The sequence below is a fragment of the Klebsiella oxytoca NBRC 105695 genome, from assembly GCF_001598695.1.
Lineage (GTDB): Bacteria > Pseudomonadota > Gammaproteobacteria > Enterobacterales > Enterobacteriaceae > Klebsiella > Klebsiella oxytoca.
Genome location: NZ_BCZK01000021.1, coordinates 55499 through 70481, shown reverse-complemented (window position 1 = coordinate 70481; position 14983 = coordinate 55499). Strand labels below are relative to the sequence as shown.

The window sequence follows — 14983 nt, the reverse complement described above, 5'->3', positions numbered from 1 at the left end:
GGCTAAACGCAGTGCGAGCCGGGGAGAAGCTGCGCCACCGGAAAATTCCCTCACTCTTCACTTTTATCTCTACGTCGCCTCCTCGTAGACCAATCATTCACTATCATTATTGATCGCCATCACATCTCTGCCCCACCAATCATTACTCTTACGCTAACGATTCTCCATCGGCCTTAATTGATGCCCGCCACGTCGCGACGCACACTTATTCCCACACCAGGACAATCAAAACGATTCGTCGAATCAGGAGGTTAATAATGAGTGCCGAACAAACGACGGGACGCGTCTGGAACCGTCGCCGTACGGAAAAACAGCGGCGACTGGCCGAGGCCAGAGTCTCAGGCAAAGTGATCCCCACCGACCAGCTGGTTGCGGCCCTTGAGCAGCTGCTGGCCCCCGGCGACCGCGTGGTGCTGGAAGGTAACAACCAGAAACAGGCTGATTTCCTCTCGCGGATGCTGGCGGAAGTTAACCCGCAAAAAATTCACGACCTGCATATGATTATGCCGAGCGTCGGGCGCAGCGAGCACCTGGACCTCTTCGAAAAAGGTATCGCCCGCAAGCTCGATTTCTCCTTCTCCGGTACCCAGAGCCTGCGTATTTCGCAGCTGCTGGAAGATGGCCTGCTGGAAATCGGCGCTATCCACACCTATATCGAGCTTTATTCCCGTCTTTATGTAGACCTGTCGCCGAACGTCGCGCTGATCGCCGGTTATAAAGCCGACCGCAAGGGCAACCTGTACACCGGGCCGAGCACCGAAGACACTCCGGCGCTGGTAGAAGCCGCCGCGTTTCATGACGGCATCGTTATTGCCCAGGTTAACGAACTGGTGGATGACGAATGCGATCTGCCGCGCGTGGATATCCCCGGTTCGTGGATTGACTACGTAGTCGTCGCGGATAAACCGTTCTTTATCGAGCCGCTGTTTACCCGCGATCCGCGCCTGATTAAACAGGAACATATCCTGATGGCGATGATGGCGATTAAAGGCATCTACGCCGAGCATCAGGTGCAATCCCTGAACCACGGGATCGGCTTTAACACCGCCGCCATCGAACTGCTGCTACCAACCTACGGCGAACAGCTCGGTCTGAAGGGTAAGATCTGTAAACACTGGACGCTGAATCCGCACCCGACGCTGATTCCGGCGATTGAAAGCGGCTGGGTAGAGAGCGTCCACTGCTTCGGCGGCGAGCTGGGGATGGAAGAGTACATTCGCGCGCGTCCGGATATCTTCTTTACCGGCGCCGACGGCTCCATGCGCTCCAACCGCGCCTTCTGCCAGCTGGCGGGACAGTATGCGGTAGATATGTTTATCGGTTCGACCCTTCAGGTTGACGGCTACGCTAACTCCTCCACGGTGACCCGCGGCCGCCTCTCCGGCTTCGGCGGCGCGCCGAATATGGGCCATGATCCGCACGGTCGCCGCCACGCCACGCCGGCATGGCTCAACATGATTACCGAACCGGACCCGATGCAGCGCGGTAAAAAGCTGGTGGTACAGATGGTGGAAACGTTCCAGGCGGGCGTGAAACCGACCTTCGTGGAAAAACTTGACGCCGTTGAAGTCGCCAAAACCTCCGGGATGCCGCTGGCACCGGTAATGATTTACGGCGATGACGTTACCCATGTACTGACCGAAGAAGGCATCGCCTATCTCTATCGGGCGGAAAGCCTTGAAGAGCGCCGGGCTATGGTAGCCGCCGTGGCCGGGATCACCGATATCGGTCTCGGCGTTGATGCCAAACGCGTGGCCGCACTGCGCCAAAGCGGCAAAGTCGTGTATCCGGAGGATATCGGTATCCGCCGCAGCGATGCCACCCGCTCCCTGCTTGCCGCCGGTAGCGTGGCCGATCTGGTTGAGTGGTCCGACGGTCTGTACAACCCACCGGCAAAATTCCGGAGCTGGTAATGAAAAAACTCTCTCCCCAGTTTGCTGATACCCGGGCCCGCTGGCTGGCCCATACCGCCAGCGCCTGCCTCGTTGACGAGGCGCGACTCAGCCCTAAACCGGGCCTGGTCGATAGCCGCGGCAACGGCGCGCATCAGGATCTGAGCCTGGCGCTGATGGAGCGTTCAGCCCGCAGCCTGCAGCCAACGTTTCATGCGCTGGCCCAGCAGAGCTGGCTGCGGCCGGCGGACGTTGCCCTGCGTGAAACCGTTGGCCGGCTGGGCCGCGAAGGCGAAGCGCAGATGATGCAGGCGACTGCCGGGGTCAATACCCATCGCGGCGCTATCTGGGCGCTGGGCCTGCTGGTCAGCGCGACGGCGATGCTGGGAGGAGAGGGTCATGCACAGAGGATTGCGGAAACCGCCGCCGCCCTCGCCCGTCTGCCGGATGCCTGCGCGCCGAAAACTTTCAGTAAAGGCCTGCGCGCCAGCCGCCGCTGGCAGGTTCCGGGCGCGCGGGAAGAAGCGCAGCGCGCTTTTCCGCACGTCACTACCCTTGCCCTGCCGCAGCTATTGCGCAGCCGGGCCGAGGGAGCCAGTGAAGAGCAGGCCCGGCTTGATGCGCTGATGGCGATTATGACTTCGCTTAGCGATACCTGCGTACTCTCCCGCGCCGGAATGGCGGGCCTTGAAGCGATGCGGCAAGGCGCTGGCGAGGTGCTGGCAGCGGGAGGATGTGCGACAGCCAGGGGACGCGCCGCGCTGGCGCGTCTTGATGCGCAGATGCTGGCGCAGAACGCCTCGCCGGGTGGCGCGGCGGATCTTCTTGCCGCCACCCTGTTTCTCGACCGGGTTTCCGCTTAACGCATTCAGAGGATGTTATGGAACAGATTAAATTGTCATTCCCTGCCAACCGCGCCCTCAGCGGCAAAGCGCTGGCAGGCGTTGTAGGCTCCGGCGATATGGAAGTGCTCTATACCGCCGGACAGAGCGATACGCTTAACGTAGAAATCACCACCTCCGTGGACAACAGCCAGGCGCGCTGGAACGCGCTATTCGAACGGCTGAGCCTGATTAACGGCCTGCCGGGCGGACAGCTGATCATCCACGACTTCGGCGCCACGCCCGGCGTCGCGCGGATCCGTATTGAACAGGTTTTTGAGGAGGTGGCTCATGCGTAACGATCGCAGCTTTATTGAACTCCGCGCTCGTGAACGCGCCCGCACCCTGCTGGATGACGGCAGCTATCGCGAACTGCTGGATCCTTTCGACGGCATCATGTCGCCGTGGCTCGGCGCGCAGGGCATCGTCCCGCAATCCGACGACGGTATGGTTGTTGCAAAAGGGACCATCAATGGCCAGCCGGCGGTGGTGATTGCCATTGAAGGTACCTTCCAGGGCGGCAGCATGGGTGAGGTCTCCGGCGCGAAAATGGCCGCCGCCCTTGAGCTGGCGGCGGAAGATAACCGCAACGGTATTCCCACTCAGGCCGTGCTGTGTCTGGAAACCGGCGGCGTGCGCCTGCAGGAAGCCAACCTGGGCCTTGCTGCCATCGCCGATATTCATGCCGCAATAGTCGACCTGCGCCGCTATACCCCGGTGGTCGGCATCGTTGCCGGCACCGTCGGCTGCTTCGGCGGAATGTCCATCGCCGCGGCGCTGTGTAGCTACCTGATTGTCACCCGTGAAGCGCGTCTGGGCCTCAACGGGCCGCAGGTTATCGAGCAGGAAGCGGGGATTGAAGAGTATGACTCCCGCGACCGTCCGTTTATCTGGAGCATGACCGGCGGCGAAATTCGCTACGCCAGCGGCCTGGTCGATGCCCTGGTAGGCGATGGTATCAACGCGGTGAAAAGCGCGATGAACGAGGCGATCGCCAAAGGCGTGCCCGCGCAGCATCGCAGCGACAAATATGAAGATTTCCTGACCCGTTTGACCCGATTCGATACCCGCCAGCAGGCGGACACCGCGCAGATCAAACAGCTATTCGCCCGGGAGGTGAAATAATGAGCCAGTTCACTAATCGCGCCGCGCTGTGGCTAAATCAGCTGGCGCCGAATGCCCCGCTAATGACCGGTCTGTGCCCATCGGTGCAGGTTGCCGACGCCGATTTTAACGGTGAAAGCGCCCGTTTTATCGCCGTGGTACCGGATGCTAATAACCATTACCCACGCGCCGCTCAGGGGGAAGTTGGCCTGCTCGAAGGCTGGACGCTGGCAAAAGTGGTCAACGAAACCCTCGACGCCGATGCCGATAAAACGGTGAAGCGCCCGATTATCGCGGTTATCGATGTCCCCAGCCAGGCCTATGGCCGTCGCGAAGAAGCATTTGGTATTCATCAGGCGCTGGCTGGCGCCGCAGGCGCATACGCGAAGGCGCGTCTTGCCGGGCATCCGGTGATTGGCCTGATCGTCGGCAAAGCGATGTCCGGGGCGTTTCTCGCCCACGGCTACCAGGCTAATCGACTGATCGCGTTTAACGACGCCGGGGTACTGGTGCATGCGATGGGTAAAGAGTCGGCCGCGCGGATCACCCTGCGTACCGTTGAAGCGCTGGAGAAACTGGCGGCAACCATTCCGCCTATGGCCTATGACGTCAGCAACTACGCGACGCTCGGCCTGCTCTCCGCTCTGCTGGATATCAGTAATCCTGACGCACCGGACGCCCGCGATCTGACGCTGGTCACCGATACCCTGCGCGACGCCATCGCTGACGCCCGCCGGGATGCCTCACTGAAGTGCCGCCTTGGCGCGGAGAACCGCCGTAGTTCCCAACTAGTACGCGATCGCATGCGCGCCAGCTGGTAGTCAGTCCCTAAGTAGAAGAAAACCTGCCGGAAGCGGCCACCCGGGGCGCCATCGAGCGCTCCGGGAAGGAACCGCTTTTAGAAATTATAACAATCGCGCCAGTACTCTTTTTCATTTACAGGTGATATATGACTTATGTGATTATTCATGCCCTCGCGCCGATTTTTGTCATCATGCTGCTGGGCTTCTGGGCCGGCAAGGCCAAAATGGTCGATAACAAAAACGTCTCTTTACTCAATATTTTCGTGATGGATTTTGCCCTCCCCGCGACGCTGTTTAGCGCCACGGTGCAAACCCCATGGAACGGTATCGTCGCGCAATCGCCGCTGGTACTGGTACTGACCGGGGCCATGTGGATTACCTATGCGGCCATCTACTTCCTCGCTACCCGCGTATTCAAGCGCTCGCCGCAGGATGCCGCCGTGTTGACCCTGACCGTAGCGCTGCCTAACTACGCCGCCCTTGGTCTGCCGATTCTGGGCAGCGTGCTCGGCGAAGGCGCATCAACATCCCTCTCCGTCGCCGTTTCCATCGCTTGCGGCTCGGTACTGATGACGCCGTTCTGTCTGCTGATTCTGGAGCGTGAAAAAGCGCTTGCCGCCGGCGAGAACAGCGGTTCGACGCTGGCGATGCTGCCGGTACTGATGTGGCGTTCAGTGAAAAAACCGATAGTCTGGGGGCCTCTGCTGGGGGTTGTCCTTTCGGCGATCGGTCTCAAAATGCCGGATCTGCTGCTGGCCTCTATTAAACCGCTGGGCCTGGCGGCGACCGCCGCGGCGCTGTTCCTGACCGGTGTCATTCTGTCGGCGCGTAAGCTGCAGCTCAATGCGCTGATTGCCACTTCCACTCTCGTCAAACTGCTGGTTCAACCGTTTATCGCCTGGGGTCTGGTGATGCTGCTGGGGCTGCACGGTTCTATCGCCATTACCGCCATTCTGATGATTGCGCTGGCGGCCGGTTTCTTCGGCGTGGTCTTCGGCAACCGCTTTGGCGTACAGTCGCCGGATGCGGAAGCGGTGCTGCTGTTAAGCTCGGTTCTGTGTATCCTGTCGCTGCCGCTGTTTATCACTTTAACTTCAGGGATCTAACGATGCTATCAACGCCGCGTCCTCACGATTTAGTCTGGTTGAATAGTGCCGCCGCGCTGGAGGCGATCGAGGAACATTGGGTCGCTCAGCACTGGCGCACCAGCCTGCCGGTGGTGGTACGACGCGACGTTGACATCAGCGCCCGCATTCCGGTGGGCGTGCGGGGCATGAAGCGCGAACAGCGCGCTGCGGGGTGGGTACGGAGGGAGAATATCGTCCGAACCATTACCCCGGAAACGCTCGCCGATCGCCTGCTGCTTCTGCGTTCGCCGTTTGTCTCTCAGCCGCCGGTACAGGCGGCGATATCACTGACCTTGCACGACTGGCCGTGGCGCTGGGGCATTACCGGCAGTACCGGCTATGCGCTGGCCACCGAAATTCCCGTGCTTCACGCCGCCAGCGATCTCGATCTGCTGATCCGCGCGCCGCAGCCGCTCGACCGCGAAGCGCTGCTCGCCTGGCAGTCCCGCGTCGCCCGTCTGCCCTGCCGGGCGGATACCCAGGTCGAAACGCCTGCAGGGGCATTCGCGTTAAACGAGTGGCTGCGAGATGGCCGCGCCCTGCTGAAAACGTCCCGCGGCGCGCGCCTGACCGCTACGCCATGGAACAGGGAGGAAGCATGAAAATTCTCTTTACCTTTCCCGGTCAGGGAAACCAGCGGCCGGATATGCTCGCCGCCCTTCCCGACCGCCAGAACATCCTTGCCGAGGCGCGTACCGTGCTCGGCGATGAAGTAGACCATTTAGATACCGCCGCTGCGTTAAAACATACCCGTGCAGTGCAGCTGTGCTTGCTGATCGCAGGCGCAGCCTGGGCGCGGGAGCTACAGCGTCAAGGTGTGAAGCCGGACATAGTCAGCGGCCTGTCGATAGGGGCTTTCCCGGCGGCGGTCATTGCCGGCGCGCTGGATTTCACCGACGCCCTGCGGCTGGTGGCGCTGCGCGGCGATTTAATGGAGCAGGCTTATCCCCACGGCTACGGGCTTACCGCGATTATGGGCCTGACGCTCAACCGCGTGGAAAAGCTGATTGCCGATAGCGACCTCTATATTGCCAACCTTAACGCTGAAACGCAGATTGTCATTGCCGGACGCGACGACGAGATGGCCCGCGTGGCTCAGCTGGCGCTGGCGGCTGGCGCCAGTAAAGCTCAGCGGCTGGCGGTTAGCGTCCCTTCCCACTGCGCGCTGCTGAATGAACCGGCGGCTAAGCTGGCAAAAGCCTTCGCTGACGTCACGCTGCAACGACCGTGCTGTGCGTATCTGAGCGGCTCCACGGCGCGCGTTTTATGGGACCCATTAAAAATCGCCGACGATCTGGCGCTGAATATGGCGCGAACCGTGCGCTGGCAGGAAGCGATGATCGCCGCTGATGAACGGGACGCGCGGCTGGCAATCGAGATGCCGCCCGGCGGGGTGCTAACCTGCCTCACCCGCCAGGCGGGCTGGCGGGGAGAGAGCATTTCGCTGGAGCGCAGCGGTATCGACGTCGCCCGTCACCTGGCAAACCGGCTTAATGGCTAAGGCTACGGGCGTACATCCGCCCTTCCGCCGCCAGCGCCAGCAGGTCGGCGTCGCGCTCGCGCTGGTGTGAGTAGACAATGGAGATCAGCTGGCGCATCTGATAGGGCTCCGCCAGCTTCAACAGCTGAACGTCATTTTCATACACCTTTTTCATTCGTCCCGGCAGTAGCGCAAAGCCCACGCCCGCCTGCACCAGGCTAATCATCGAAAAAATATCGTTAACCCGGGTGACGATTTCAGGTTGAAATCCCGCCACCTGAAAAGCGTCCTGAAATCCGGCATAGGTGGCAAACCCTTCCGCCAGAGAAACGAATTTACGCCGCGCATAGTCGCGCAGCTCGGCGGGCGTTGAGGTGTCCAGTTGTTCCGTCGCCGGGGCGGCAAGAAAGATATCATCCTCAAACAGCGGGACCACATCAAAAGCTGAATTGTTGAATTCACCTTCGTTGGTGGCGATCAGGATCGCATCGAGCGCGTCATCTTCCAGCATATCCAGCAGCATCTGATTGGAACCCATGGTGAGATCCAGTTCCAGTTCCGGCCGCCGCAGCTTCATGCCCATAATAATGCGCGGTACGGTTTCAAGGGTCAGAGAGTAAAGCGTGCCGATTCGCAGCCGCCCTTGTCCGACACCCGCTACTTTACGCGTAGCTTCCAGTCCGCGGGTCATCAGGCTGATCACGTCCTGGCAGTACTCCAGCAGCGTCCACGCCGCCGGGAGGGGCAGCAGGTTGCGCCCTTTGTGAATAAACAGCGGGCAGCCAACGCCCTCTTCCAGCGTATGCAGCGCCCGGTGGACGCTAACGCCGCTCAGCTGCATTGATTCTGCGGTTCGGGCAATATTGCCCTTTGCCATAAACATCATAAATACCGACAGCTTGCGGAAGGTGATGTCCTGATTAATATCGTCTTTCATTGCCCCGGGCTCCGCTTTTCGGTCTTCATTCGCATTTTCTCTTGTGATTTCAAGACAGTATAACCGCAATTCACAATTGAAGGATTAGCCGGAAGGGGGATATCGCCGGGGGAAGAGATTTTAGCAATTTAGCGTTTTCGCCGGGGCAGCGAAGAGAGGCCAGTAGGCCCGGTGAGGCGTCAGCCGCCACCGGGCAATGTCAACGACGTGGGCTTACAGCGCCATATCGTGCTGCGGCGATGTTTCCGCCTTCGGCTCTGCCGGTTTGGCGGTCATTACCGGAGCGGAGACGTTCATTTCAATCACCGGCGGTTTGGTGAGCTGTAGCGCCGCTGCGGTATCATCCCACACCTGCTGGGTCAGCGCGACGTTGCCGTTCAGCTTCTGGCCATAGCTCGGTACGATATCGCGAATGCGGCTCTGCCATTCCGGGGAATTAAACTGCGCCGGGAACATCTGCTTGATCACGTTCAGGGCAATCGGCGCGGCGGTGGAAGCCCCCGGCGAAGCGCCCAACAGCGCGGAGATGGTTTTCTGTTCATCCACCACCACTTCGGTACCCAACTTCAGTACGCCGCCCTTCTCGGCATCTTTTTTGATGATCTGCACGCGCTGGCCAGCCTGAATCAGCTTCCAGTCCTCTCTGCGCGCGCCAGGATAGTACTCTTTCAGCGCGGCAAAGCGGTCATCGTCGCTGAGCATCACCTGGCTGATGAGGTATTTCACCAGGTCAAAGTTATCCAGACCGACATGAGTCATCGGCAGCACGTTACTGGTAGTCGTGGTGCTCAGCAGGTCGAGGAAGGAACCGTTTTTCAGGAACTTAGTTGAGAAGGTCGCAAACGGCCCAAACAGCACCACGCGCTTGCCGTCGAGGAAGCGGGCATCAAGGTGCGGCACCGACATCGGCGGCGCGCCAACCGAAGCCTGACCGTAAACTTTTTGACGATGCTCGTTGGTTACCGCCGGGTTTTCGGTCATCAGGAAGGAGCCGCCCACCGGGAAACCGGCGTAGTTATCCGCCTCCGGAATACCGGTTTTTTGCAGTAATTTCAGAGCACCGCCGCCGGCGCCGATAAATACGTATTTCGCATCGATCGCCCGCTCTTCGCCGCTATTAACGTTTTTGATTGTCACGTGCCAGGAATTATCAGCATTGCGTTTAAAGGCGGTCACTTCAGAAGACGTTTGCAGGGTGAAGTTGTTATTTTTCTTCAGACTACCGATCAGCTGACGGGTTATTTCCCCATAGTTTACGTCGGTACCCACCGGTGTCCAGGTCGCCGCCACGCGCTGCTGCGGATCGCGACCTTCCATGACCAGCGGCGCCCACTGTTTTATTTGTTGGTGATCGGTGGAGAATTTCATCCCCTGGAATAAGGTCGTTTGCTGCAGCGCGGCATAGCGCTTTTGCAGATAATCCACGTTATCGCCCCAGACAAAACTCATATGTGGGGTGGAGTTAATAAAGGAGTGCGGATCGTGCAAAATGCCGCGCTTGACCTGCGCCGTCCAGAACTGGCGGGAGATCATAAATTGTTCGTTAATATCCAGCGCTTTGCTGACGTCAATGGTGCCATCCGGGCGTTCCGGCGTATAGTTCAGCTCCATATTCGCGGAGTGCCCGGTACCGGCATTGTTCCAGCCGTTAGAGGACTCCAGGGCGACGCCATCCAGCTTCTCAACCATGACCTGACTCCAGTCCGGCTGTAACTCATGCAGCCAGGTTCCCAGCGACGCGCTCATGATGCCGCCGCCGATCAGCAGGAAATCGGTTTTTTTCGAGGTATCGTCATTTGCGAAGGTCGCCGAGCTGACGAACATCGCTAATGCGGTCATAGATATAATCGTATTTTTAATTGCAGGCATAATAGAAATATCACATAGCACAAGTGTAATAAGAGCCTGCATATTAACGCACTTTTACTTTATTTTAAAATGTCATTTACACATTCGCACGCATAGCTAATTATTGTTAACCTGGTTTTTTAACTTAAAAAAGTAAAATATTGCCCAAAGCAATAAATATGCATCGGTGGTTTATTTGCAACCCGAAAAATTAAATCAGAGTAAACGGATGGTTAGTGAGGAATAAAATTGCCGTACCGGAGGAATGATATTGCCTTCATCGGCGCGTATTGCGCAAATACGCGCCGCCAGGTTAAGTTCAGGCCACCGGCTGCGCTGCCCGTAGCGCAATCCGCAGACTGTCGTTATGCTCTGCCAGCAGCTCGCGCGCCTGCCAGGCATCCAGCCCGCTGAGAAGCATCAAGATTGCCGTCCGGCAGTGCTGATTGCAGCTGGCCAGCGCGGCTTTGGCCTCACTGCGCGAGCACGCCGTCGCCGCCATTACGATGGCAATCTGCCGCTCGGCCCAGCGCGGCGTGCTGGCCTGCAGATCGACGCGCAGGTTTTCGTACACTCGCCCGCTACGAATAGCCAGCCCGGTGGTCAGCATATTGAGGATCTGTCGCTGCGCAATTTGCGCCTTCGGATTGCCAAAGCCAGCCACCGCTTCCGGCCCGGTTTGCGGGGCGATAATAATATCCGCCAGCTGGGCGGCTTCGCTATTGGCCTGCTGCGTCAGAACCGCAATTGGCGCGCCCAGCGACCAGGCATGGCGCATCGCCCCCCAGACCCACGGCGTCTTGCCGCTTACCGTCAGCGCCAGCAGCATATCCTGGTTGCTGAACTGTAACGCCTGTAGTTCAAAGGCGCCAAGATCGTAATCATTCGCTGCGGTTTCCATCTCCTGCAGCGCAGCGGCAGGGCCGCCGGCGATAAGTCCGACCAGCGAATGTTTCCCCTCCGGCGTAAACTCACTTACCGTCTGCACGGCGGCACGACCTGACGCCCCGGCACCGATAATCACCAGTCGCCCTCCCCGACTCAGCGTCGCCGTGGCGTTATCAATCAGACGCGCGATCTCCGGCAAACATGCTTCGACCGCTTCGGCAATCTGCCGATCGTCCTTATTCAGCAGCGTCAGCATATCGAGGGTGGCAAGACTCTCTATATGGGTAGTTTCAGGGTGGCGTCGTTCCATCATTGAAGCGGTTGGCTTACTGCTCATAAAAACCTCCGTTTAGAACCGAAAGAACCTTCGGGGGCGAAAGCGCTGGCCTGCGGCAAACCCTTTCATTGACCATGGCTATTAATTGCAGTGTAAAGCTTTCATGACGCGCTTTACCGCCACGGGAGTCACAGTTTTGCCCCCCTGAAGCCATTCAGCCATCGACTGGTCGTTATTCAGGCAATGGTCCGGTGAGCACAATGATTTTTAGCCAGGTAAATATCCGGCACGCTTCGCCCGCAGGAAACATCCGGAATAAACCCCACCGCGATCTTCAACGCTGGCGTATCAGAGTTATTTGGCTTTTATTACACGGCTTTATGAAAGCCACGCATTCAGCGATAATACCTATCTAACCGTTTTATCCTGGGGTCGGTATGAATGAATTAGCGCAGCAGGCAGCGCCCGCGCGTAAACGCCCGATGAGTATGAAGCTGAGCACCGCCGTGACCTTAATGATTGGCAGCGTCATCGGTTCCGTATTGATTCTGGTCTACGCCCTGTGGTTTATGCAGATAAGCGGCGCAACCCGCGATGGCGTCAAGGATACGGCGCTGGCGGTGGCGCGGACGCTGGCCGACTCCCCTGAGGTTAAGCGGGGTCTGACGCTGCCGCCTGAACGCGGAATCATTCAGCCGCTGGCTCTGGCCGTCAGCAAACGCAATGGCCTGCTGTTTGCCGTCGTGACCGATATGGACGGGATTCGCTACTCGCATCCTGATGGCCAGATTATCGGCAAACCCTTTATCGGCGATGACATCCTGCCTACGCTGAAGGGCAAAGAGAATGTAGCCGTCAATCACGGCGTGCTGGCCCCCGCGCTGCGGGTATTCACCCCGGTCTTTGACGATAGCCGCCGGCAAATCGGCGTGGTGGCGATTGGTATTTCGCTGAGCAAAGTCGATACGCAGATCGCCGACAGCCGCTGGGATGTGCTCCTCACCGTACTGTTCAGCGCGCTGGTTTGCGCCGTCGGTACCTGGAGCCTGGTTCGCGGCCTGAAGCGCGTTCTGCTGGGCCTCGAGCCGCAGGAGATCTCAACGCAGTTCCAGCAACGCCAGGCGATGCTGCATTCATTAAAAGAGGGGGTGGTGGCGGTAGATGCCGACGGCAAGGTGACGCTGATTAACCCCGCCGCGCGCGACGTTCTGTTTAGCGGCCCTGGACGCGATATCGCGCAAACGCCGCTGCTGGCTGATTTGCAGGAAGTTTTACATACCGGCGAGCCGATCTACGATCGGGAGCTCGGCTGTAATGGTCTGCTGCTGATCAGTAATACGGTGCCGGTCCGCAGTCAGGATGAGGTGGTCGGCGCGATTAGTACCTTCCGCGACAAGACCGAAGTCAGCCAGCTGCTGCAGCGGCTTGACGGGATGGTGAACTATGTCGACGCCCTGCGCACCACCTCACATGAGTTTATGAACAAGCTGCACGTAATTCTCGGCCTGTTGAATATGAAAAGCTACGATAAGCTGGAAGAGTACGTGCTGCAGACCGCCCACACCTATCAGGCGGATATCGGCGAAATCCAGCATCGGATCAAATCGCCAGTGGTGGCCGGCTTTTTGATCGGCAAAATACAGCGCGCCAAGGAGCGAGGTTTTACCCTCACCCTTGCCGAAGAGAGCCTGGTGCCGGACTGCCCGAATGAAAAACAGGTCACCGTGCTGGTCACGGTGCTGGGCAACTTAATCGAGAACGCGCTGGATGCTATGAGCGGCCAGGCCGAAGGCGAAGTCGGCCTGCTGCTGCATTATCAGAACGGCTGGCTGAGCGGTGAAGTCAGCGATGATGGCCCCGGCATCCCGGCAGACTTTATCGAGGATATTTTTAATAAAGGCTTCTCCACCAAAGGCGAAAATCGCGGCGTCGGGCTGTTTCTCGCCAGCCAGCAGCTTCGTGAACTGGGCGGGTCGCTGGCCGTGGAATCCGAGCCCGGTGTGTTTACCCAATTTTTTGTTCACCTCCCCTGGGACAGTAAAAGGAAAAGTGCGTGATAAATGTATTAATTGTTGACGATGATGCCATGGTTGCTGAACTGAACCGCCTGTACGTGGGACGAGTCAGCGGCTTCCGCTGTAGCGGCACCGCGTCTACGTTGAGTAAAGCCAGGGAGATGATTAACGACAAGGATCTGGAGATAGACCTGGTGCTGCTGGATGTCTATATGCAGCAGGATAGCGGCCTGGATCTGCTGCCCGCTATCCGCGCCTCGGGACGGGCCATCGACGTGATTATGATCACCTCAGCCGCTGACGCCGCGACGGTTCAGGCTTCTATGCGCTACGGCGTGGTGGACTATCTGATCAAACCCTTCCAGTTTCCGCGTTTTGAAGAGGCGCTGACCGCCTGGCGCGAAAAACGTAAGCTGATGACCGGTCAACCCTATTACGAACAAGCGGACGTTGACCGGCTGCTGCACGGCAATGTGCCGGATGCCGCGGATGCCCGTAAATTGCCGAAAGGCTTAACCCCCCAGACGCTGCGCACCCTCTGTCAGTGGATTGATGCCCACCCGGACGTGGAGTTTTCCACCGACGAACTGGCGGCGGCGGTGAACATATCTCGGGTCTCGTGCCGTAAATACCTGATTTGGCTGGCGCAAATTAACATTCTCTATACCAGCATTCATTATGGCGCCACCGGACGTCCGGTGTATCGCTATCACCTGATAGCCGAGCAATACAATCTGCTTAAGCAGTACAGTCACTAAGCCGGTAGCCGTCATCCAGCAGCTGAAAGCGGAACCGGCGCTGTGAAGAAAGAATAACGTCGCGGTTTTTGGTAACGAAAATCGCTTCGATATCCTCACGCTGGCGCAGGGCCGCGCAGCCTTTCTCCACGCCAAGGCCATAAATCAGGGTCGTCCAGATATCGCCGTCCAGCGAGTCGGCGGAAATAATGGTTACGCTTTCCAGCTCATTATCCAGCGGATAACCGCTGCGCGGATCGAGTATATGGTGCCAGCGTTTGCCATCCTGCTCGAAATAGCGTTCGTAAATGCCCGAGGTCACCACCGACTGCCCCGCCACCGCAATGCTGCCGATCAGCGCATCCGCCGCTGAGTACGGCTTTTTCAGCCCGATAGACCACTCACCGAGCGTGTGGACGTTGCCGCCGAGATTAATCAGCGCGGCGTTTATGCCTTGCTGCTGCAAATAGTCGCGCACCCGATCGGCGATATAGCCTTTGGCAATGGCCCCAAGATCGATCTCCATCCCCGTCCGCGCAAGGTAGACGCTACTGGCGGCATCATCGAGGATCACATCCTGCGGACGCGTTAGCGCCAGTCGGGCGGCAATATCGGGTGCCGCGGGCACGCTGCGGCCCTGAAAACCGATGCGCCACAACTTCACCAGCGGGCCAATCGCCAGATTAAACGCGCTGTCGCGCACCATGCTGGCGGCTTTGGCGCATTTGATCAGCGCGTAGACCGGACGGCTTACCGTCACCGGATGCCGCCCGGCGGCCTGGTTGATATCCATCACCTGGGAGTGCGCGCGGTTAACGGTGAAAAGATCTTCGTAGCCCTTAATCAGCTGAAAAACGCGTGAAGCGAGCGGTTCATCGTGAACATAGAGCTTGAGGAGAATGGGCGACCCCATCAGCACGGCGGAGTAGCTGTAGACGCGGTTGTCGGACATATCATACTCCTGAGAGATAAGAAGCCGGGCCGTCTATTTGCC

Annotated in this window: 14 protein-coding genes; 10 read left to right on the top strand and 4 right to left on the bottom strand. The window is 58.7% G+C overall.

From position 1 onward, the window contains the following. Positions 1–257 precede the first annotated feature (257 nt). From mdcA to mdcH, 8 genes are all read left to right on the top strand, one after another. Positions 258–1913, top strand: coding sequence for a malonate decarboxylase subunit alpha (mdcA, locus tag KO1_RS25215; RefSeq protein WP_004102518.1), 1656 nt, complete (start codon positions 258–260; stop codon positions 1911–1913). Further along, positions 1913–2755: a triphosphoribosyl-dephospho-CoA synthase gene (locus KO1_RS25210; RefSeq protein ID WP_024274256.1), complete on the top strand. Its 843-nt coding sequence runs from the start codon at positions 1913–1915 to the stop codon at positions 2753–2755. Before mdcA ends, KO1_RS25210 begins: the two co-directional genes overlap by 1 nt. 17 nt (positions 2756–2772) lie before the next feature. Further along, positions 2773–3072 carry a malonate decarboxylase acyl carrier protein gene (mdcC, locus tag KO1_RS25205; protein WP_004102520.1) on the top strand — a complete coding sequence of 100 codons (300 nt, stop codon included), beginning with the start codon at positions 2773–2775 and terminating at the stop codon, positions 3070–3072. Further along, on the top strand, positions 3065–3898 hold the full coding sequence (locus KO1_RS25200) for a biotin-independent malonate decarboxylase subunit beta (RefSeq protein ID WP_004102522.1): 834 nt from the start codon (positions 3065–3067) through the stop codon (positions 3896–3898). Before mdcC ends, KO1_RS25200 begins: the two co-directional genes overlap by 8 nt. Beyond that, positions 3898–4698 carry a biotin-independent malonate decarboxylase subunit gamma gene (mdcE, locus tag KO1_RS25195; RefSeq protein WP_004102523.1) on the top strand — a complete coding sequence of 267 codons (801 nt, stop codon included), beginning with the start codon at positions 3898–3900 and terminating at the stop codon, positions 4696–4698. Before KO1_RS25200 ends, mdcE begins: the two co-directional genes overlap by 1 nt. Positions 4699–4826: 128 nt before the next feature. After that, positions 4827–5786, top strand: coding sequence for an AEC family transporter (locus tag KO1_RS25190; protein ID WP_004113372.1), 960 nt, complete (start codon positions 4827–4829; stop codon positions 5784–5786). A 2-nt stretch (positions 5787–5788) separates the two neighbouring features. Continuing rightward, a complete protein-coding gene (locus tag KO1_RS25185; protein WP_023321089.1) occupies positions 5789–6409 on the top strand; it encodes a malonate decarboxylase holo-ACP synthase in 621 nt (206 codons plus the stop codon). Beyond that, on the top strand, positions 6406–7308 hold the full coding sequence (gene mdcH / locus KO1_RS25180) for a malonate decarboxylase subunit epsilon (protein WP_016807962.1): 903 nt from the start codon (positions 6406–6408) through the stop codon (positions 7306–7308). Before KO1_RS25185 ends, mdcH begins: the two co-directional genes overlap by 4 nt. On the opposite strand, the gene KO1_RS25175 is transcribed toward mdcH, so the two are convergent. The 3 genes from KO1_RS25175 to KO1_RS25165 form a co-directional block, all read right to left on the bottom strand. Further along, positions 7298–8224, bottom strand: coding sequence for a LysR family transcriptional regulator (locus KO1_RS25175; protein ID WP_023321091.1), 927 nt, complete (start codon positions 8222–8224; stop codon positions 7298–7300). The two genes, mdcH and KO1_RS25175, sit on opposite strands and share 11 nt — an antisense overlap. 213 nt (positions 8225–8437) lie before the next feature. Beyond that, a complete protein-coding gene (gene mqo / locus KO1_RS25170) occupies positions 8438–10093 on the bottom strand; it encodes a malate dehydrogenase (quinone) (protein ID WP_064407170.1) in 1656 nt (551 codons plus the stop codon). A gap of 298 nt (positions 10094–10391) precedes the next feature. Beyond that, positions 10392–11297 (bottom strand): N-acetylmuramic acid 6-phosphate etherase, encoded by a 906-nt coding sequence (locus KO1_RS25165; protein WP_004113377.1) that lies wholly within the window; start codon positions 11295–11297, stop codon positions 10392–10394. 377 nt (positions 11298–11674) lie between these two features. On the opposite strand from KO1_RS25165, the gene KO1_RS25160 reads away from it, so the two are divergent. Both KO1_RS25160 and dcuR read left to right on the top strand, forming a co-directional pair. Beyond that, on the top strand, positions 11675–13294 hold the full coding sequence (locus KO1_RS25160; protein WP_016807964.1) for a sensor histidine kinase: 1620 nt from the start codon (positions 11675–11677) through the stop codon (positions 13292–13294). Continuing rightward, entirely contained in the window at positions 13291–14010 is a 720-nt protein-coding gene (dcuR, locus tag KO1_RS25155) for a two-component system response regulator DcuR (RefSeq protein WP_016807965.1), read from the top strand. Before KO1_RS25160 ends, dcuR begins: the two co-directional genes overlap by 4 nt. On the opposite strand, the gene KO1_RS25150 is transcribed toward dcuR, so the two are convergent. After that, on the bottom strand, positions 13991–14941 hold the full coding sequence (locus tag KO1_RS25150; RefSeq protein ID WP_004102540.1) for an FAD:protein FMN transferase: 951 nt from the start codon (positions 14939–14941) through the stop codon (positions 13991–13993). The two genes, dcuR and KO1_RS25150, sit on opposite strands and share 20 nt — an antisense overlap. Positions 14942–14983 lie beyond the last annotated feature (42 nt).

Bases quoted from the DNA above. Each gene is read 5' to 3' on its own strand.
- KO1_RS25210 (WP_024274256.1), top strand. From the start codon at position 1,913: ATGAAAAAACTCTCTCCCCAGTTTGCTGATACCCGGGCCCGCTGGCTG.
- KO1_RS25175 (WP_023321091.1), bottom strand. From the start codon at position 8,224: ATGAAAGACGATATTAATCAGGACATCACCTTCCGCAAGCTGTCGGTA.
- KO1_RS25190 (WP_004113372.1), top strand. From the start codon at position 4,827: ATGACTTATGTGATTATTCATGCCCTCGCGCCGATTTTTGTCATCATG.
- KO1_RS25160 (WP_016807964.1), top strand. From the start codon at position 11,675: ATGAATGAATTAGCGCAGCAGGCAGCGCCCGCGCGTAAACGCCCGATG.
- KO1_RS25150 (WP_004102540.1), bottom strand. From the start codon at position 14,941: ATGTCCGACAACCGCGTCTACAGCTACTCCGCCGTGCTGATGGGGTCG.
- KO1_RS25200 (WP_004102522.1), top strand. From the start codon at position 3,065: ATGCGTAACGATCGCAGCTTTATTGAACTCCGCGCTCGTGAACGCGCC.
- KO1_RS25185 (WP_023321089.1), top strand. From the start codon at position 5,789: ATGCTATCAACGCCGCGTCCTCACGATTTAGTCTGGTTGAATAGTGCC.
- KO1_RS25165 (WP_004113377.1), bottom strand. From the start codon at position 11,297: ATGAGCAGTAAGCCAACCGCTTCAATGATGGAACGACGCCACCCTGAA.
- mdcC (WP_004102520.1), top strand. From the start codon at position 2,773: ATGGAACAGATTAAATTGTCATTCCCTGCCAACCGCGCCCTCAGCGGC.
- mqo (WP_064407170.1), bottom strand. From the start codon at position 10,093: ATGCCTGCAATTAAAAATACGATTATATCTATGACCGCATTAGCGATG.
- mdcH (WP_016807962.1), top strand. From the start codon at position 6,406: ATGAAAATTCTCTTTACCTTTCCCGGTCAGGGAAACCAGCGGCCGGAT.
- mdcA (WP_004102518.1), top strand. From the start codon at position 258: ATGAGTGCCGAACAAACGACGGGACGCGTCTGGAACCGTCGCCGTACG.
- mdcE (WP_004102523.1), top strand. From the start codon at position 3,898: ATGAGCCAGTTCACTAATCGCGCCGCGCTGTGGCTAAATCAGCTGGCG.